Here is an 18,669-nt window from a genome sequence, read left to right as displayed (position 1 = left end):
ACGCATGACTGGAGAAGATTCTCAATGAAAGCTGCACGTTTCCGCGGCCAGAAAAACGTCCGCATTGAAAACATCGAAGATCCGGAGACCCGCAGCGGCACAGTGAAGATCGCAGTCGCCTGGTGCGGCATCTGCGGCACCGACCTTCATGAGTATCTCGACGGCCCGATCTTCATCTCGGCGCCCGGCCACCCGCATCCGCTTTCGCATGAATCCCTCCCGGTCACCATGGGCCACGAGTTCGACCTCACCAGCGAGGGCTTCGACACCCTGATCAACCACAACGACACCGCTGTGAAGATCCTGGTCCACCCCTAGGCAGAACGCTTGAGTGCGTCAGTCTTTGGGTGCCAGCGGCCCCCGCGCGACTCGCGTGGGGGCCGCCTGCGCAACCGGCTTGATCACGATCAGGTCCAGATTGACGTGGGCCGGGCGTTCGACGCTCGACACGATCGTCTCGGCAATATCTTCGGCGGTGAGCGGATTCGGCACCCCGGCGTAGGCCGCGGCAGCCTTCTCCGCATCACCGTTGAAGCGCACCAGCCCGAATTCCTCGGTCTGCACCATCCCGGGGGCAACCTCGATCACCCGGATCGGCTCGCCATTCAATTCCAGGCGCAAGACTTCCATCAGGGCGTGCGCGGCGAACTTCGCCGCGTTATACCCTCCACCTCCGAGGTAGGCGACATGACCCGCAATGGACGTGACCGTGACGATGTCGGCGGCGCCGCCCTCCGCCCGGATCCCGGCCCGCAGCAAGGGCAGCACGGCGCTCGTGACCCGCTTGACCGCGAGCACGTTGATCTCGAACATCCAGGCCCAGTCCTCGATCTTCGATTCCTCGACGGTGTCCAGCCCCACTGCGCCGCCCGCGTTGTTGACCAGCGCGTGCACCGGCCCGGACGCCGCGAGATAGTCGCGCAGCGCGTCCACGTCCGCCTGCCGGGTGAGGTCGGCCGTGAAGACCTGCGCCCCGGTCTCCGCCTGCAGCGTCGCGAGGCGGTCGGTGCGGCGAGCCACCCCCACCACATCCCAGCCCCGCTGGCGGAACAGGCGCACGGTGGCGGCACCGATCCCCGAACTCGCACCGGTCACAACGACTCTTTTTGTACCCATGGTCCCATTCTGGTCGGAGAAGCAGCATGATGAGCCCACGCGCCGCCGGAATACCGCACGTGCAGAAACGACGCGTGCCGCTCTGGGACAATGCGCGCTGGATCGCGATCGCCCTGGTTGTGCTCGGGCACGCCATCCTGAAACTCATCGCCGAGTCGGATGTCGCCTACGAGTTCTATCTGTTCGTCTACGCCTTCCACGTTCCGCTGTTCGTCGCCGTCAGCGGGTACTTCGCCCGGTCGGGCCCGCTCGGTACTCGCCAGCTGCATCGTCTGGTCACCGACATCGTGCTCCCCTACGTGATCTTCGAGACGATCTGGACAGTCGTGCACTGGCTACTCGGCGGCGAATTCCGCCTGGACTACTCGTCCCCCTCCTGGACCCTGTGGTTCCTGATCGCCCTCCTGGCCTGGCGCCTCGCCCTACCCTTCCTCGTGCTGCTGCGCCATCCGCTGCTGATCAGTGTGATCATCTCCGTCGGCGCCGGGTACTTCGCGTCGATCGACAGCACCTTCGCGCTGTCGCGCACGCTCGGGCTGCTGCCGTTCTTCGTCTTCGGCTGGCAGCTACGCCAGTGGAAGCTCACCGACCGCTGGCTGGGGCTGCACGCCACCGCGGTATGGCGCTGGCGGATCGGCGCGTTCACCCTGTTCACGGCACTGCTGGGCGTGATCGTGGCGAACATCGACGCCCTTCGTGAGGCGCAGGTGCGCCAGTTCCTGCTCTACGACGAGGCCTACCCGGCGTTCGGCTACGACCAGCTCTGGGCCGGCGTCATCCGTCTGGGTCTGCTGCTGCTCGCGTTCGCCCTCATCGTGGCATTCCTGGTGCTCATGCCCCGGCGACGGCTCTGGTTCACGCCCTACGGCGCGGCCACGATGTACATCTACCTGCTGCACAGTTTCGTGCTGTTTCTCCTGCGCGAGAGCGGGGTGCTCGGCGGACCCCAGCCGGGCTGGGTGCTGCCCGCGATGATCGGGTTCAGCGTGCTGATCTCCATCGCCCTCTCGCAGCGGATCGTGCGCAGGGTGTTCCACCCGCTGATCGAGCCGCGCGCCCGCTGGCTGTTCCGCAAGAAGGCGCGCACCGACACCGGCACTATCGTGCTTCCGCACCTCGACGCGCCTGCCGGCACGCTCGCCGCCGAGCCTCCCGCAGAGCCTCCCGCAGACGCACCGCCCGCAGACCCTGCCGTCGGCACACCGCGCGACACGCCGCGCTGACCGCTTCGTGACGCTGTGTTGCGGTGTCCGTTGCCAGCTCGACAACCCCCTGCCTAGAATCGCTGGCAGAGCGCTGGAAGGTCCACGCTCGTCGAGGATCACCCGGGAGATCACCTCATGAGCGACAACGCTGCAGACTGGAAGTTTGAAACCAAGCAGGTGCACTCCGGTGCCCAGCCCGACCCGACCACCAATGCCAGGGCCACCCCGATCTACCAGACCACGTCCTACGTGTTCGACAGCGCCCAGCACGCGCAGAACCTGTTCGCACTGGCCGAATTCGGCAACATCTACACCCGTATCATGAACCCGACCCAGGCCGTCGTCGAAGAGCGCGTCGCCGCCCTCGAAGGGGGCACCGCAGCCCTGCTCCTGGCCTCGGGCCAGGCCGCCTCCACGTTCGCGGTGCTGAACATCGCCCAGGCCGGCGACCACATCGTCTCGTCGAGTTCAATCTACGGCGGAACCTACAACCTGTTCAAGTACACGCTGGCCAAGCTGGGCATCGAGACGACCTTCGTCGAGAACCAGGACGACCCCGAGGAGTGGCGCCGGGCGCTGCGCCCCAACACCAAGCTCTTCTTCGCCGAGACCATCGGCAACCCCAAGATCAATGTGCTCGACATCCGTCTCGTGGCCGATGTGGCGCACGCCGGCGGGGTGCCGCTCATCGTCGACAGCACCATCGCCACCCCCTACCTGATCCGCCCGTTCGAGCACGGCGCGGACATCGTCGTCCACTCGGCGACCAAGTTCCTCGGCGGCCACGGTGCCGTCATCGGCGGCGTCATCGTCGACGGCGGCACGTTCGAATGGTCCAAGAACGTGGAGAAGTTCCCCGGCCTCACCGAGCCGGACCCGTCCTACCACGGCGTCAGTTACACGGGCGCGGTCGGCGACGGCATCGCCTACATCATCAAGGCGCGCGTGCAGCTGCTGCGCGACCTCGGATCCGCGATCGCCCCGGCAAGCGCCTGGCAGCTCATCCAGGGCATCGAGACTCTCAGCCTGCGCATCGAACGCCACGTGCAGAACGCCCAGGACATCGCGGAGCGGCTCGAGAACCACCCCGACATCGCCTCGGTCAACTACGCCGGCCTGCCGTCGAGCCCCTGGTACGCCGCCGCCAACACCTACGCGCCCCGCGGTGTCGGCGCCGTGCTGTCCTTCGAGTTGAAGGGCGGAGTGGATGCCGGTCGCGCCCTCGTCGACAACCTTTCCCTGTTCAGCCACCTGGCCAACATCGGCGACGTGCGGTCGCTCGTCATCCACCCGGCCTCGACCACGCACGCGCAGCTCACCCCGGAGCAGCAGCTCACGGCCGGTGTGACGCCGGGCCTGGTACGCCTCTCCGTCGGCATCGAGAACATCGCCGATCTGAAGGCCGACCTTGAGACCGGCCTGGCGGCCGCCCGCGCGGTTGTGCAGGCATCCCGCGCCAACGCCTGACACGCCCCCAGCCGCTGCCAATCCGGATGGGTATCCCCCCCCCCAGGCGGGTGGGTAACCAATTCGACGGAGATTTTGCCCTCAATACCCGGTTTCGGCCCGTTTCAGGCCAAAATCGGCAAAATCTCCGTCGAATTCGTTCGGGTGGCGAGCTGATTCGGCTCCGCCGAGTGCGAACGGAGTGCGAACGGAGTGCGAACAGAGTGGAAACCGAGTGGAAACCCAGTGCAACCCGAGTGAAAACCGGGTGCGGCCCGAGTGCCGGCCGGGTACTCCGCGGCGGCGGCCGGGCGCGCGGTGCGCTCACCAGACGGTGCGGTGACAATAAGCCGGAAGGGCTGTTCACCCGGCAGAATAGGGAGCCTATGGACTGGCAATATTCGGCAGACACCGTCCCGTCGAGCTTCGTGACCGAAGCCCAGGCGCGGTCGCTGCTCGGCAAACCCCCGGCGACGGGTGCGTGGCGCGACGGCGACCCCGTGGGGAACCGTCGTTTCCTCGACGTCGGTGCGCTGCACTTTGAGGGGGGCAGCAGCCTCGGCGCCGTGCGGATCGCCTACGAGACGTGGGGCGAACTGTCCCCGAGCGGCGACAACGCCGTGCTCGTGCTGCACGCCCTCACCGGCGACAGCCACCTGGTCGGCCCGGCCGGCCACGGCCACCCGACCGCGGGCTGGTGGAGCAGGATCGTCGGCCCCGGCCTGGCCATCGACACCGACCGCTGGTTCGTGGTTGCCCCGAACATGATCGGTGGCTGCCAGGGCAGCACCGGTCCGGCCTCCCTCGCCCTGGACGGCTCCGAATGGGGCACCCGCTTTCCCTACCTCACCATTCGCGATCAGGTCGCCGCGCAGGTCGCCTTCTCAGACCATCTCGGCATCGACCGTTGGGCCGCCGTCGTCGGCGGCTCGATGGGCGGGATGCACGCGCTCGAGTGGGCCATCGAGCATCCGTCCCGGGTCGCCCGCCTGGCAATCCTCGCGGCACCGCCGGTGACGACCGCCGATCAGATCGCGCTGAATTCGGTGCAGATCGAAGCCATCCGCAGCGACCCGCTCTTCCGCTCCGGCGACTACTACGACGCCGCGGATGGCGACGGCCCGACCCGCGGCCTCGCCCTGGCCCGGCGGATGGCGCTGCTGAACTACCGCAGCTCCGAGGAGCTCAACCTGCGCTTCGAGCGCGGCTGGCAAAGCGAGATCAGTCCGCTCGGCGCGGGCGGCCGCTTCGCCGTCGAGTCCTACCTCGATTTCCACGGCAACAAGTTCACCCGGCGGTTCGACGCGAACAGCTACATCGTGCTGGTCGAGGCCATGAACTCGCACGACATCGGCCGCGGCCGCGGCGGTGTCGCATCCGCCCTCTCCCGCATCGATGCGCTCAGCGTCGTCGTCGGCATCGACAGTGACCGCCTCTTCCCCCTCGAGGGCCAACAGGTCATCGCCGCCCACCTGCAGGGCAACATCGACGACACGGATGCCGTCACGCTCCACTCCGGCTTCGGCCACGACGGTTTTTTGATCGAGAACGAGGCCATCGGCGCGCAACTTCTGCGCGTTCTGAGCCGTCCCGCTCCCTCGCATCGAGCTTGACACGGTCCCGGATCAAGACGACGTCGACCGGCAGGCCACGGAACGCGACACCCTCGTGAACCGAGTCGTGCCCGTGAATGAGACGTACCCTGACTCGAGACGTACCCGATGAGAGGACACGCGCCATGAAACCCGGTTCCGTTATCATGTTGATCTTTGGCGCGATCCTCTCCCTGCTCGGCTTCTCGCTGGCCCTGGCCGGGGCGACGACCGCCGTGGTCAACGCGCAGGGCGAGGACGGCTACATCACCAGCCCCGCCCGCTCGTTCTCGGTACAGTCGTTCGCGCTCACCTCGCCCCGGATCGGCTCGATCGAGCTCCAGGACGTCCCGGCGGACATCGGCACTCTCCGACTCCGCGCGCTCTCCACCTCCACAGCGGACGTCTTCATCGGCGTCGCGTCTCAGGCCGACGTCGACCGCTACCTGGCCGGAGTGAATAGCACCGAGCTGCGTGACCTGAACATCAATCCCTTCCGTGCGGTGTACCGCGACATTCCGGGCAGCCGCGCTCCCGAAGCCCCCGGCGCCCAGGACTTCTGGGTGTCCTCCGCCGAGGGTCCCGGCACTCAGGAGATCGACTGGGATCTGACGAGCGGCAGCTGGGCGGTCGTCGTCATGAACGAGGATGCCAGTTCCGGCGTCTCAGTCGCCCTGCAGGCCGGCATTCGCCTCGGGTTCCTCGCCCCGCTGGCGGTGGGGCTGCTTCTGGTCGGCCTGTTCATCCTTCTCATCGGCCTGGTGCTGACCGTGTTCGGGGCAATCGGCCTGGGCCGCGGCACACTGCCCGCAACCAGGCCCGGCGCCACGCCCGACACACCGCTCGGAGCAGCAACTTTCGTCGGCGCAGGCCCACCCGGGGCGACCGCGGTCCCTGCCCATCCCGGTGGGCGGACGTTTCCCGCCCGGTTGACCGGAACCCTCGACGAGGGGCTGTCCCGCTGGTTGTGGTTGGTGAAGTGGATCCTGATCTTCCCGCACGTGGTGGTGCTGCTGTTCCTCTGGTTCGGGTTTGTCGTCACCACCATCGTCGCCGGGTTCGCCATCCTGTTCACCGGTCGATACCCGACGGCCCTCTTCCAGTTCAACGTCGGGGTGCTGCGCTGGAGCTGGCGGGTGTCCTTCTACGCCTACTCGGCGCTCGGCACCGACCGGTACCCCCCCTTCAGCCTGGCGTCGTCGGCCGACTATCCCGCCGATCTGCAGGTCGATTACCCGGAGCGCCTCTCGCACGGGCTCGTTCTGGTCAAATGGTGGCTATTGGCGATTCCGCACCTGCTGATCGTGGCGGCCTTGACCGGAAGTGCGACGATCTGGCGGAACGACGAGGGCGACTCGGTCTCGAACACCGTCCCGTCCCTGATCGGGGTCCTGGTGCTGATCGCCGCGGTCATCCTCCTCTTCACCGGCCGGTACCGGCGCAGCCTGTTCGATCTGATCCTCGGCATCGACCGCTGGATCTTCCGGGTGGCCGTCTACACCGCACTGTTCCGCGACGAGTACCCGCCGTTCCGCCTCGACCAGGGCGGCGCCGACACCCCGGAGGCCGCGGTCACACGAGCACCGATCACACCCGCCGCACCTGCCGGCGGAGCGGCGTCGAGCACGCCCTGAGTCGCCGGTCACGCCCGTCGGTAACGCCGTCGGTCGCGCGGACGCCGACGGATGCCACGGAGCGCGCGGGGGAACGGACACCGGGCCGGTAGGGTTCTGTATAGAGGGCAAATGGGGTGAGAGCGCCGCTATGCAACGAATCTACAAGGAACGTGACCGTCTGCTCCGCAGAGCGGCTCGCCTGTGCGGATTGGCCGGCTCGGCCGCCGCGCTCCTCGCGATGCTTGTCCCGGGCGGCTTGACCGTGAGCACCCTGGCCCGGAGCCTGCCACTGCTGCTGCTGCTGGTGGCCGGCCAGTACCTGCTCGGCCGGTCCGGCCGGATGCGCTGGGTCGCCTTGATCTTGGTCTCCGGCATCGCCGTGATCCTGCTCGTGGGCTGGTCGGGCCAGCGTGCCACCGGCCTGAACCTCGTCGAGCAGGCCATCATCGGCGGCATCGCCGCCGGAGCCCTGAGCTGCGTCGCCCTCGTGCTCGTTGTCAGCGCCGCCCGCCTGCTGGTGCTGTCCCTGGCATTCGGTGCGACCGTTGCCAGCGTGCTCGCCGCCACCCGCGCCTCGTCCGACGCCACCGTGCCTCTCCTGCTCACCTTCAGCGTCTGGCTTGCCATCGCCCTGGTGGCCTGGTGGCTGGCCCAGAGCGTGCCGCGCGTCATGGCGCGCATCGCCTTCATCGGCCGCGCCCACCTCGCCGAGCGCCATGCCAGCGAGCTCGAAGCCCAACGCCGGCAGGATGCCCGGCTGCTGCACGACACCGTGCTGGCCACCCTCACCCTCCTCGCGCACTCCGGCGTCGGCGTCAGCCCGGCCGCACTGCGCCAACAGGCCGGCGACGACGCCCGGTTGCTGCGGCAGCTACGGCTCGGCGGCCTCCCCACCCCGCGCCGCTCCGGGGTCTACACGCTCGAGCCGGCCACCGAGTCAATGCTCGGAAGCACCCTCGAATCGGTCAAGCAGCGGTTCGGGCGGATGGGACTCGATGTGGACTGGCACGGCAGCGGACAGGTTCTTCTGCCCAGCGACGTGCTCGACTCCTTCCTCCTCGCCCTCGGCGAGTGCCTCGAGAACGTGCGACGTCACGCCGGCGTCGCCCGCGCCGACGTGACGATCACTGATGACGACACAACCGTGCGCGCCATGGTCACCGACGCAGGGGTCGGCTTCGACCTCAGCGGCGTTAGCGCCGAACGCCTCGGTTTCGCCGAATCGGTCGTGGCCCGCCTGCGTGACGTGGGCGGCAACGCCCGCCTCTTCTCCTCCCCCGGCTCCGGCACCACGGTCGTGCTCGAGGTGCCCAAGTGACCGTCCCCGGCATCGTCGACGCCCGCCGCCGTGACGCGCGCCGCGCTGCGGCGGCGGGCGGGTCCGACCAGCCGAGCAATCAGGACCGCCAGGAACGCCGGGCTTACCGGCGCAGTTTCCGACGCCCCGAACGCACCGAGCAGACCACGCGCGCCAACCAGAGCGGCCTGGGTGGCCGCCACCTCGGCATCGGCCTGACGTTCAGCGGCGGCTTCATCACCCTGTTCCTGTTCGGGCAGTTCGCCGTGCAGTGGTCCGAATATCCCGACCCGACGCCCAGCCTCATCGCGTGGGGTCTCCTGATGGCGACCACGGTCCTGGCATTGATCACGGTGCAGCGCCTTTCGGCTCGGATGCCGGACTGGCTGTTCGCCGCGGCCATCGCCGCCGGCGCCGCCGTGGTGGCGCTCGACCTGATCGGGTCGTGGGGCGAAACCGACTCCGGCGTCTACCCGACCGCCGCCGCCGCCGTCGGCACCCTGCTCATCTCCCTGGCCACCGTGCGCCGCGGGCACGACCTCGTCTCGGCCGCGATGGCGCTCGGCCTGCTTCTCTTCCTCGGGGCGCTCACCGAGGAGCGCGCCGATCCGCTCACCTTCGCCCCCGACCTCCTTGCGATCAGCCTCGCCATCCTGCCTCCGCTGCTCGGCGTCGCCACGGTGCGGGGATTCCGCCGGATGGCCCAGCGTGAGCTCGACCTGGTGCTGGTGCAGAGCACCATCTCCCAGCCGCAGTTCGCGGTGGGGATGTTCGCCTCCGAGGAACTCGCCCGTATCGACCTCGACGCGGAGACTCTGCTCGACGACGTCGCGAAGGGTCGCACGGCGCTGCCGCTGAGTTCCGAGAAGTCGACGACGGCGGCAGACCTCGCCACGCAACTGCGGCTGCACCTGATCCGGGGCCGCCGGGAGACCTGGCTGCACCACGCGATCACCGAGTCCGAGTTCCTGGGACCGTCCGTCGGCCTGCACGACCCGGCGGGGCTGGCCGGCATGCTCAACCCTGACCAGCGCGATGCCCTTCTGCGCACGATCTGGCTGCTGATCAGCGACACAACCCGCGACGAGGCATCCGTTTCGCTCTCTCTCGGTCCGATCCGACCCACGCACGGCGTCTCCGCTCGCCAGAAGTTACGATTTCCGATCGAATTGACCACGACGGGTGTGCCACGACGTCGAGTGGACCCCGAGACGTGGCAAGCTATCCGAATAGTCGGCCCTCACGTCGATTCCAGCCGGGACGGAAGTCTGCATCTGGAAATCGAATGCAGTATCGACAATCCCGCGGATGCTTAGGGTCCGTGGAACTACGCTGTTGAGCTTCTCATTCGGGGCCAGAAGCACAAGGAGACAGAAGTGACGAACACGACCACGTTGAGCACTGAGGCGCCGAGCAAGGACAACCCCATCCGGTTGGCCCTCGTCGACGACCACCGCATGCTGTTGGGGGCCCTCACCGAGTGGATCCGGGGGGCCGCGGACGACATCAACATGGTCGCCGCCGTCACCACCTGGCCCGAGCTGCTCACCCACCCCGAATTTCCCGTCGACGTCGTGCTCCTCGACCTCGACCTCAAAGACAACATCCCGGTCTCACTGAAGATCTCGACGCTCAAGACGGCCGGCGTGAAGACGGTGTTGATGAGCACCTATTCCGAGGCCGGGCTCGTGCGCGAGGCGCTGGCTGCCGGTGCGCTCGGCTACCTGGTGAAGAGCGAAGAGGCAACGATGATCGTCGAGGCGATCCGCTCCGCCTATGACGGCGACTCCTTCATCTCGGCCGAACTGGACGAGGCCCTCAACAACGGCGCGAACGGCGGTTCTCCCCGCCTTAGCGCGCAGGAGCGCCGGGTGATGGCCCTCTACGGCGCGGGCGAGCCGGTCAAGGCCGTCGCGCACCAGCTCGGCATCTCCGAGGAGACCGCCAAGAGTTACCTCAAGCGCATCCGGGAGAAGTACCGCCTCGCGGGCTTCGACGTGGGAACCAAGGTCGCCCTGCGCAAGCGCGCCATCCACGACGGCATCCTGCTCCAGGGCGACTGACTTCGGCGCTGCCGAACGGCCCGGCTGCCGAACGGCCCGGCTGCCTCGCGCCGACCACGCCGGCCACGCGGATCGCCTGGGTGCCGTCCGGGAGCTCCACACCGTTCCCGCGCCGGGTGCGGTCCAGGAGGAACGTCCCCACGGTGAGCAACAGGGCGAAGAAGCTTTGGCCCAGGCCGATCCAGACCGGGGCGACGTAGCCGAAGTTGCCCGCGATGGCGAGGCCGTGAGCAGGTCTGCCTCCAGAGTACGGGGCCGGTGGCCCGAACGAATTCGACGGAGATATCGCTCTAAACAGTGCGTTTGGGCTCAAAAGCGAGGGTTTGACCCAGAATCTCCGTCGAATTGATTAGACGCCCGGTACGGCGTTCCGCCGGGGTCAAACAGCGCCCCGCGGTATGGTCGGCTCTGACTCCCGGAGAGCGATGCAACCAGATGGGATTCACTTGGCTACGCGGCCGGTGTGGCGGCCGTCGATGCTGCGGCCTCGGCCAGCGCCGCCTCGAGGCGCTCGACCTTCCCGGTCAGCTCCCCGGTGCGGCGGCCCCGGATGTCGGCCTTGAGCACCAGGGACACCCGCGGCCCCCAGGCTCCGACGGCTTCAGTGGCGGCCTTGACCACCGCGAAGACCTCGTCCCAGTCGCCCTCGATGGTGGTGAACATCGAATCGGTGTGGTTGGGCAGCCCGGATGCGCGCACGATGCGCACGGCCGCGGCGACCGCGTCGTGCACCGACCCTTCGTCATCGTGGGAGCCGGACGGGGCGACGGAAAATGCAACCAGCATGGGGTTACTCCTTTTGATAGGGGGTGGGTGGGAACAGGATCTGCCACACGGCCCAGCCGAGCAGCACGACCTCCAGCACGTTGCGCACGGTCAGCACCAGCACCAGAGCCGGGTCTGCCACGAGCAAGAGGTCGTAGAAGTGCGGGTAGACGAGTTGGGTCAGGGCCGCGATGACAAGCCCGAGCACAGCCGGGAGCCGCCAGGCACGCCCCCGCACCAGCAGCCCGAAAATGATGGGCGCGGCCAGCCAGGTCGTGAACTGCGGCGAGCCGACCTTGTTGACGACGATCAGGGTCAGCACCAGGGCCAGCGCCAGCGGCGGGAACAGGCCGGCCGGTTCGGCGCCTGCACGCATCCGCTGGCAGGCCAGGAGCACCACGGCCAGCCCGCAGAGGGCGAGCAGGGGGGTCATCGCCACGATGGCGACGTTCGTGCCGGTGCCGATGATCTGGAAGGTGAGGATCTGCCGGTCGTAGTAGAGGTAACTGCCCGGCAGACCCAGCGCGGCCGGCCACATCCAGAGGCCGGCGACCGGGGACTCGATCTGGATGCCGCGGTTCGTCTGCTCGCCGACGAAGCTGAGCACGTTCGGCCCGCTGCCGAGCCCGAGCGCCACCAGCACGATGCCCAGGCTCGTGCCGGCCGCGGCGACGAGCACCCGCCAGCGGTCCTTCGAGACGACGAATAGCGCGATCACCAGGGCCACCGGCCAGATCTTCACCCAGGTGACCAGAGTCAGCAGCACGGTGCCCCAGACCGGCCGGGCGCCGACGAACAGCAGTGCGGCGATCGCCAGCGGCACGGTGACCGCATCGATCCGGGCGAGGGCGACGGGCCCGAGCAGCAGCAGGAAACCCAGCCACCAGGCCGCCGCGGCCAGGGCACGCCGGTTGCGGCCCCGCCCGAGCAGCAGCGCGAAGGTCCCGGCGTTCAGCAGGGTCACGAGCCCGAGCCAGCCGGCGGCGTAGAGGTCGGGGCCGAACGCGAGCGGCGCCAGGATGGGCAGGAGGGCCAGCAGCGGGTAGACGAAGCCGGTGGTGATGCCCACGACGTCGGCACCGGATGCCGCGTCGGTCGCCCAGCCGAGGTAGACGACCTCCACATCGCCCAGCGGCCAGCCGGGGGACGCGAAACAGAGCCACCAGAGCACGCCGTGCACCAGTGCGAAGCCGGCCCAGAGCAGCGTTCGCGATGTCGGCACGCCGGCTCCGGCGGCCAGGTGTTCTGCGACGGATTGGGGCACGCTCCACCTTCGCACACCCCCACGGCTCCGCCGCCGCACCGGGACAGTCAGCGCGGGGCCCAGCGCGGCGGTCAACGCGAGCCGAGCAGGTCCGCGATCGTGGCCGGCACCGCGCCGGCGATGTCGAGCGCGGTGATCGGACCTCCGTTGGACGCCCGGGCCGCTGCCCGGGCGTGCACCAGGGCGGCCGTCGCCGCGAGATGGGCCGGCGCGGCGGCATCCGTCTGGATCGCCCGTGAATGCGTGGCCAGGAGGGCGCCGAGGATGCCGCCAAGCACGTCCCCGGATCCGGCCGTCGCCAGCCAGGAGGGCGCCTTCGACACCGTCAGCCGGGTGCCGTCGGGCGCCGCGATCCAGGTGACGCTTCCCTTGAGCAGCACCGTGACGCCCAGGCCGGACGCGGCGCGCACGGCCCACTCTCCCGGCGCAGCGGCCACCTCGGAGCCGGCCACCGACTCGCCCTGCGGGGAGAGCAGGCGGGTAAGCAGCCGGGCGAGTTCGCGGTAGTGCGGGGTGATCACGACGGGCCCGGTCGCCCGGCCGACCAGGTCGAGGGCCCCAGCATCGCACACCGTGGGCAGCCCCTCGGCCAGGGCGCCGAGCAGCGCGGCCTCGGTCACCCGGTCGCGCGCGGCGGCGTCCTGGCCCGAGCCGAGCAGCCAGGCCTGCACCTGCCCGGGGGCGGTGACGGCCTCCGGGCGTCGCTGCAGCACCAGGTCGGACGCCCGTCTCGGGCCGAGGTAGCGCACCATCCCGACCCCGGTGCGGAGGGCCGCCTCGACTCCGAGCACCGCGGCCCCGGGGTACTCGTCGGAGCCCGTGCGCACGCCCAGCACGCCGCGGCGGTACTTGTCGTCGTCCGCCCGGGGAACCGCGATCCGCTCGCGCGCCCGTGCGTCGTCCCATTCCAGCCATCCCCGTGGTTCGCTCATGCACTCACGATAGGTTGTTTTGAGTGCGTCGGGCCGGCCGCTTCGCCCGCCCACTCGACCCTTGGGGGAAATCCGTGGCTGTTGCCGCCCTGTTCGAACCGTTCACCGTGCGCGACGTCACCCTGCGCAACCGCATCTGGGCGGCGCCGATGTGCCAATACGCGGTGCGGGAGAAAGACGGCGTCCCGCGGGACTGGCACCTCGTTCACCTGGGCGCGCTGGCCGCGGGCGGCGCCGGCCTGATCCTGGTCGAGGCAACCGCGATCAGCCCGGAGGGCCGCATCTCCCACGCCGACACCGGCCTCTGGAACGCGGAACAGACCGCCGCCTGGGCACCGATCGTGGCCTTCCTTCATGCGCAGGGCGCGAAGGCCGGCATCCAGCTTTCCCACGCGGGGCGCAAGGCTTCCGTCTGGCCGGCCTGGGGCGGAGACCGGCACGGCACTATGGCGACGGATGACGGCGGCTGGCCGACCGTGTCGGCCTCGGCCGTGCCGTTCCCCGGCTACGCACCGCCCGTGGCCCTGGATGCCGCGGGCATCCAGGGAATCGTTGACGGGTTCGCTTCCGCCGCGCTCCGGGCGGTGGAGGCCGGGTTCGACGTCGTGGAGCTGCACGCGGCGCACGGCTACCTGCTGCACCAGTTCCTGTCCCCGCTGAGCAACCGGCGCACCGACGGGTTCGGCGGCGGGCTGCCGAACCGGGCCCGCCTGCTGCTTCAGGTCGTGGCCGCCGTGCGCGCGGCCATCGGCGAGGAGCGCGCCCTGTTCGTGCGGTTCTCCGCCACGGATTATACCCCGGGCGGCTGGACCGAAGACGAGACGGCCGAGGTCGCCGGCTGGGCCGCGGCCGCCGGGGCCGACTTCTTCGACATCTCCTCCGGCGGCAACGTGACCGGGGTGCGCATCCCGCTGGGTCCCGGCTACCAGGTGCCGCTCGCCGAGCACGTGAAAACGGCGGCGGACGTGCGGGTCAGCGCCGTGGGGCTGATCACCACCGCGCACCAGGCCGAGCAGATCGTGGCATCCGGCCGGGCCGACGCGGTCCTTCTGGGCCGCGAACTCCTGCGCGACCCGCACTTCCCGCTGCGGGCCGCCCACGAGCTCGGCGCCGGCGTGGACTACTGGCCGCCGCAGTACCTGCGCGCCCGGTGGCCGGCCGCCTGAGAACGGCTACAGGCGGCGGGTCGCGTCCTGCACTTCGCCGACCAGCTCTTCGATGATGTCCTCGAGGAACAGCACCCCCACGGTCTCACCGGTCGCGGTGAACGAGCGCGCCAGGTGCGCGCCGGAACGCCGCATGGTGGCCAGGGCATCTTCGAGGTCGGTGTCCTCGAAGATCGACGCCAGCAAACGGATGCGCTTGCCCGGGATCGGCTCCGCGTAGCTGCCCTGCCCGACCGAGGTGGCCGTGTCGCCGTCGAGGTCGATGACGTCCTTCAGGTGAACGTACCCGGTTGGTTCACCGGACTCGTTCACCAGAACATAACGGGAGAAACCGTGTCTGGTGACGGCCTTCTCCACGTCTGCGGGGGTGGCCGCCTCGGGCAGGCTGATCAGGCCGTCGAGGTTCACCGCGACGTCCCGCACCTTGCGGGTGGTGAACTCGAACGTGGCGCTGAGTGCCCCGGTGCCGTCCCGCAGCACGCCCTCCCGGGTCGACTGGGAGACGATGGTCGCCACCTCGTCCAACGTGTAGGTGCTGGTGGCCTCCTCCTTGGGCTGGACCCCGAACATTCGCACCACCAGGTTGGCGGTGGCGTTGAGCGTCACGATCACGGGCTTGACCAGGCGGCCGAAGAAGACGAGCGGCGGGGCGAGCACGAGCACGGCCCGGTCGGGGATGGAGAACGACAGGTTCTTCGGCACCATCTCACCGAACACGACGTGCAGGTAGGAGACCAGCAGCAGCGTGATCACGAAGGCGATCACGCCGATGGCCTCCTCCGGTAGCGGGGTCAGGCCCAGCGGGATCTCGAGCAGGTGGTGGATCGCCGGCTCCGAGACGTTCAGGATGAGCAGCGAGCAGACCGTGATGCCCAGCTGGGTGGTCGCCAACATGAGGGTGGCGTGTTCCATCGCCCACAGCGCTGTGATTGCGCGCTTCTTGCCGGCCTCGGCGAGAGGTTCGATCTGGGACCGGCGCGCGGAGATAACCGCGAATTCCGCGGCGACGAAAAAGGCGTTGGCCGCGAGCAGCACGACCAGCCAGACCAGCCCCGCCCAGTCACTCATTGTCACTCACCGTGCGCTCCGTGCCGTTCTTCTTGCGGTCACCCTTTTTGTCCAACTTTTTTTCGGATTTCTTGTCGGTCCTGGTACCGCGGTCACCCCGGGCAGGCTCGCCGCCCTCCTCGGGCTCGACGGGCTCGCTGCAGGGTGTGAAGCGGAGCCGGTCGATCCGTCGGCCGTCGAGGCGTTCCACGGACAGCACGCCGCCGGCCAGCTGCACGACGTCGCCGACCACGGGCAGGCGACCTAATTCGCTCATCACGAACCCACCCACGGTTTCGTAGGGGCCGTCCTCCGAGATCACGATGCCCGTGCGGTCGAGCAGCTCGTCCGGGCGGAGCATGCCAGGGAATGTCAGAGAGTCGGTAGACAACACCACACCGGCGCGGGTGCGGTCGTGCTCGTCGGCAACCTCTCCGACGAGTTCCTCGACCAGGTCCTCGAGCGTGGCCACTCCGGCCGTGCCGCCGTATTCGTCGACGACGATGGCCATCTGGTAACCGCGGCCGCGCAGCTCGATCAGCAGTCCGTCGAGTTTCATGGTCTCGGGCACCCGGATGGCCTCGGACTGCAGGGCCGATACCGGGACATCCGCCCGGCGACGTCGGGGAACGGCCACGGCCTGCTTCACGTGCACGATCCCGACGATATCGTCGACGCCCTCGTCGACGACTGGGAAGCGGGAATACCCGGTTTGGCGGGTGAGGTCGATGACGGCCTGGGCGGAGGCGGTGCGCTCGATGCTGGCCACCCGCGGGCGGGGCGTCATCACGTCCGAGGCGGTATGCCCGGAGAAGAGCAGCGTGCGGTGCAGGAGTGTGGCGGTGTCTTTCTCCAGCAGCCCGGCACTGGCCGAGCGCCGCACGAGGGAGGACAGCTCCTCCGCGGTGCGCGCCCCGGACAGCTCTTCCTTCGGCTCGATCCCGATCGACCGCAGCACACCGTTGGCGCTGCCGTTGAGCACGACGACGGCTGGTTTGAACACGGTCGTGAACAGTGTCTGGAACGGGATGACCAGCTTCGCGGTCTGCACGGGCAGGGCGAGGGCGAAATTCTTCGGCACCAGCTCGCCGATGATCATCGAGGCGAGTGTGGCGACGATGACCGCGGTCGTGACCGCGACGACCGGCACCACCGCCGTGGACAGCCCCAGGCCGATCAGCGACGGCGACAGCAGCATGGTCAGAGCCGGCTCCATGGTGTAACCGGTGAGCAGGGTGGTGAGAGTGATGCCCAGTTGGGCGCTGGAGAGGTGCGTCGAGGTGATCCTGAGTGCGGCGATGGTCAGGCCGAGTCGGGTCTCTCCTCGATCGCGGCGGGCCTCGAGCTCCGACCGGTCCAGGTTGACCAGGGCGAACTCGCTGGCGACGAACAGGCCGGTGCCGATGGTGAGGAGGAGCCCCGCGGCGAGCATGATCCACTCATACATGGCGGACCTCGACGACGGCGGCGCCGAAGTTCATGACCGAGACGCCGTTCGGGTGACGGGAAGAATTTCCGGGCGAGAAACCGGGCGCATGCGCAGGAGGGGGGTCGTCCATTATTCCGCTCAGTCTACCGCCCGGCACCGAGGCCACGAGTCGTTCTCGGGTGTCAGGCCCCCCACCTCTACCAGGAGACGGGCAGGGCCTTGCCCTCCTCGTAGCCGGCCGCCGATTGGATCCCGACCAGCGAACGGGTGTGGAACTCCGCGACCGAGGTCGCGCCCGCATAAGTGAACGAGCTGCGCACGCCGGAGGTGATCATGTCCAGCAGGTCCTCGACGGACGGCCGCAGCGGGTCCAGGTAGATCTTCGAGCTGGAGATCCCCTCGGCAAAGAGCGTCTTGCGGGCCAGCCCGTAGGCGTCGAGGCGGTCGAACCGCTGGCGCACAGCCCTGGTGGAGGCCATCCCCCAGCTCTCCTTGTAAATGCCGCCGGCGGCGTCCCGATCGAGCAGGCCGGGTGCCTCGATCGTGCCGGCGAACCAGGATCCGATCATGACGGATGCCGCGCCGGCGGCGAGCGCGAGCGCCACGTCGCGCGGGTAGCGCACCCCGCCGTCGGCCCATACGTGCGCTCCGAGTTCCCGGGCGGCGGCCGCGGTCTCGAGCACGGCCGAGAACTGGGGGCGGCCGACCGCCGTCATCATGCGCGTGGTGCACATGGCGCCGGGGCCGACGCCGACCTTTACGATGGTGGCGCCGGCGCCGACGAGGTCACCCACGGCATCCGCGGTCACGACGTTGCCGGCCACGATGGGGATGCCGAGGCCCAGGTCGGCGACGATCTCGATCGCCCGCGTCATGCCGCCCTGGTGGCCGTGCGCGGTGTCGATCACGAGAACGTCGACCCCCGCGGCGACGAGCGCCCGGGCCTTGGCCGCGATGTCGCCGTTGATGCCGACCGCCGCGGCCACGCGCAGTCGGCCCTGCGCGTCCAGCGCGGGCTGATACAGGGTGGAGCGAAGCGCGCTCTTGCGGCTGAGGGTGCCGATCACCCGGCCGTGGTGCTGCACGGTGGCGAAGTCGAGCTCGGCCGCGGTCATCACGTCGAAAGCGCGGCGCGGGCCTTCGATATCGTCGGCGTCGAGGGAGGTCATCGTGCCGTGCAGGAGGTCTCCGAGGAGCGCGTCGGGCAGCGCCGTCGCCAGCCGGGACGCGTCGATGGCACCCAGGTAATCGCCGTTCTGGTCGTTGATGACCAATCCCTGGCCGGCCACAGCCGGCACCTGCCGCAGGGCGAGCGCCACGGTGTCCCCCGGGGCGAAGTTGAAGGGGGTGTCGAAGCGGGTGGATTGGGCCTTGACCCAGCGGATCGCGGCGTCGAGATCCTGCAGGTGCATGTCCTGCGGCAGCACGCCGAGCCCGCCGCGGCGAGCGAGCGCGGCCGCCAGGCGCGGCCCGGTGACCGAGTTCATGTTCGCCGAGACGATGGGGATGGTGGCGCCGCTGCCGTCGCCCGGGGCGAGGGAGACATCGAGGCGGCTGCTCACATCCGATTGACTCGGCACAAGGAAGACGTCGGAATACGTGAGGTCGTGGCTGGGTACCGCTCCATAGAACTGCATGGAAATAACGCTAGCGCCCCGCGGGGATGCCCGCAGCCAGGCCCGAGGGGATTAGGCTGGACGAGCAGACCGCGCCGGGCGTGCACGACCGCTC

The 18,669-nt window shown here is 69.1% G+C and carries 16 protein-coding genes; 9 read left to right on the top strand and 7 right to left on the bottom strand.

All coding sequences use genetic code 11. The features are described 5' to 3' along the window. The first annotated feature begins 24 nt into the window (after positions 1 to 24). A complete protein-coding gene (locus tag E3N86_RS05820) occupies positions 25 to 318 on the top strand; it encodes an alcohol dehydrogenase catalytic domain-containing protein (RefSeq protein WP_198412886.1) in 294 nt (97 codons plus the stop codon). A gap of 18 nt (positions 319 to 336) precedes the next feature. Here the strand turns inward: E3N86_RS05820 and E3N86_RS05815 are convergent, their stop codons facing one another. Next, positions 337 to 1,116: an SDR family oxidoreductase gene (locus tag E3N86_RS05815; protein ID WP_134419776.1), complete on the bottom strand. Its 780-nt coding sequence runs from the start codon at positions 1,114 to 1,116 to the stop codon at positions 337 to 339. 26 nt (positions 1,117 to 1,142) lie between these two features. Between E3N86_RS05815 and E3N86_RS05810 the strand changes: the two genes are divergently transcribed. The 7 genes from E3N86_RS05810 to E3N86_RS05780 all read left to right on the top strand — a co-directional run bounded on the left by E3N86_RS05810 (position 1,143) and on the right by E3N86_RS05780 (position 10,335). After that, positions 1,143 to 2,339 (top strand): acyltransferase family protein, encoded by a 1,197-nt coding sequence (locus E3N86_RS05810; protein WP_134373602.1) that lies wholly within the window; start codon positions 1,143 to 1,145, stop codon positions 2,337 to 2,339. Between the two features lie 117 nt (positions 2,340 to 2,456). Further along, positions 2,457 to 3,788 carry a bifunctional o-acetylhomoserine/o-acetylserine sulfhydrylase gene (locus E3N86_RS05805; protein WP_134511539.1) on the top strand — a complete coding sequence of 444 codons (1,332 nt, stop codon included), beginning with the start codon at positions 2,457 to 2,459 and terminating at the stop codon, positions 3,786 to 3,788. Between the two features lie 365 nt (positions 3,789 to 4,153). After that, entirely contained in the window at positions 4,154 to 5,380 is a 1,227-nt protein-coding gene (locus E3N86_RS05800; protein WP_134511538.1) for a homoserine O-acetyltransferase, read from the top strand. A 125-nt stretch (positions 5,381 to 5,505) separates the two neighbouring features. Beyond that, complete coding sequence (locus E3N86_RS05795) at positions 5,506 to 6,993, top strand: DUF4389 domain-containing protein (RefSeq protein WP_134373608.1); 1,488 nt, start codon at positions 5,506 to 5,508, stop codon at positions 6,991 to 6,993. A gap of 130 nt (positions 6,994 to 7,123) precedes the next feature. Further along, a complete protein-coding gene (locus tag E3N86_RS05790) occupies positions 7,124 to 8,293 on the top strand; it encodes a sensor histidine kinase (protein WP_134343269.1) in 1,170 nt (389 codons plus the stop codon). Then, positions 8,290 to 9,588, top strand: coding sequence for a hypothetical protein (locus E3N86_RS05785; RefSeq protein WP_104099866.1), 1,299 nt, complete (start codon positions 8,290 to 8,292; stop codon positions 9,586 to 9,588). Before E3N86_RS05790 ends, E3N86_RS05785 begins: the two co-directional genes overlap by 4 nt. A 60-nt stretch (positions 9,589 to 9,648) precedes the next feature. Next, positions 9,649 to 10,335, top strand: coding sequence for a response regulator transcription factor (locus E3N86_RS05780; protein ID WP_255408575.1), 687 nt, complete (start codon positions 9,649 to 9,651; stop codon positions 10,333 to 10,335). A 450-nt stretch (positions 10,336 to 10,785) separates the two neighbouring features. Here the strand turns inward: E3N86_RS05780 and E3N86_RS05775 are convergent, their stop codons facing one another. The 3 genes from E3N86_RS05775 to E3N86_RS05765 form a co-directional block, all read right to left on the bottom strand. After that, positions 10,786 to 11,121 carry a thiamine-binding protein gene (locus tag E3N86_RS05775; RefSeq protein WP_104099865.1) on the bottom strand — a complete coding sequence of 112 codons (336 nt, stop codon included), beginning with the start codon at positions 11,119 to 11,121 and terminating at the stop codon, positions 10,786 to 10,788. A 4-nt stretch (positions 11,122 to 11,125) separates the two neighbouring features. Further along, positions 11,126 to 12,364, bottom strand: coding sequence for a glycosyltransferase 87 family protein (locus E3N86_RS05770; RefSeq protein ID WP_166785029.1), 1,239 nt, complete (start codon positions 12,362 to 12,364; stop codon positions 11,126 to 11,128). Positions 12,365 to 12,435: 71 nt separating this feature from the next. Further along, positions 12,436 to 13,296 carry an ADP/ATP-dependent (S)-NAD(P)H-hydrate dehydratase gene (locus E3N86_RS05765; RefSeq protein ID WP_104099863.1) on the bottom strand — a complete coding sequence of 287 codons (861 nt, stop codon included), beginning with the start codon at positions 13,294 to 13,296 and terminating at the stop codon, positions 12,436 to 12,438. Positions 13,297 to 13,370: 74 nt separating this feature from the next. On the opposite strand from E3N86_RS05765, the gene E3N86_RS05760 reads away from it, so the two are divergent. Further along, entirely contained in the window at positions 13,371 to 14,462 is a 1,092-nt protein-coding gene (locus tag E3N86_RS05760) for an NADH:flavin oxidoreductase/NADH oxidase (RefSeq protein WP_104099890.1), read from the top strand. Positions 14,463 to 14,468: 6 nt separating this feature from the next. Here the strand turns inward: E3N86_RS05760 and E3N86_RS05755 are convergent, their stop codons facing one another. The 3 genes from E3N86_RS05755 to E3N86_RS05745 form a co-directional block, all read right to left on the bottom strand. Further along, the gene (locus E3N86_RS05755; protein ID WP_104170217.1) at positions 14,469 to 15,530 is read right to left on the bottom strand and encodes a hemolysin family protein; all 1,062 of its coding nucleotides are present in this window, start codon (positions 15,528 to 15,530) and stop codon (positions 14,469 to 14,471) included. Beyond that, complete coding sequence (locus E3N86_RS05750; RefSeq protein WP_134373614.1) at positions 15,523 to 16,956, bottom strand: hemolysin family protein; 1,434 nt, start codon at positions 16,954 to 16,956, stop codon at positions 15,523 to 15,525. Before E3N86_RS05750 ends, E3N86_RS05755 begins: the two co-directional genes overlap by 8 nt. Before the next feature lie 179 nt (positions 16,957 to 17,135). Continuing rightward, entirely contained in the window at positions 17,136 to 18,575 is a 1,440-nt protein-coding gene (locus E3N86_RS05745; protein ID WP_134373616.1) for a GuaB1 family IMP dehydrogenase-related protein, read from the bottom strand. Positions 18,576 to 18,669: the final 94 nt, after the last annotated feature.

The sequence above is a fragment of the Cryobacterium sp. Hz7 genome, assembly GCF_004402815.1.
GTDB classification, from domain to species: Bacteria; Actinomycetota; Actinomycetes; order Actinomycetales; family Microbacteriaceae; genus Cryobacterium; species Cryobacterium sandaracinum.
Note: the sequence above shows the minus strand (reverse complement) of the source record. Positions and strands in the feature narration are given on the sequence as shown.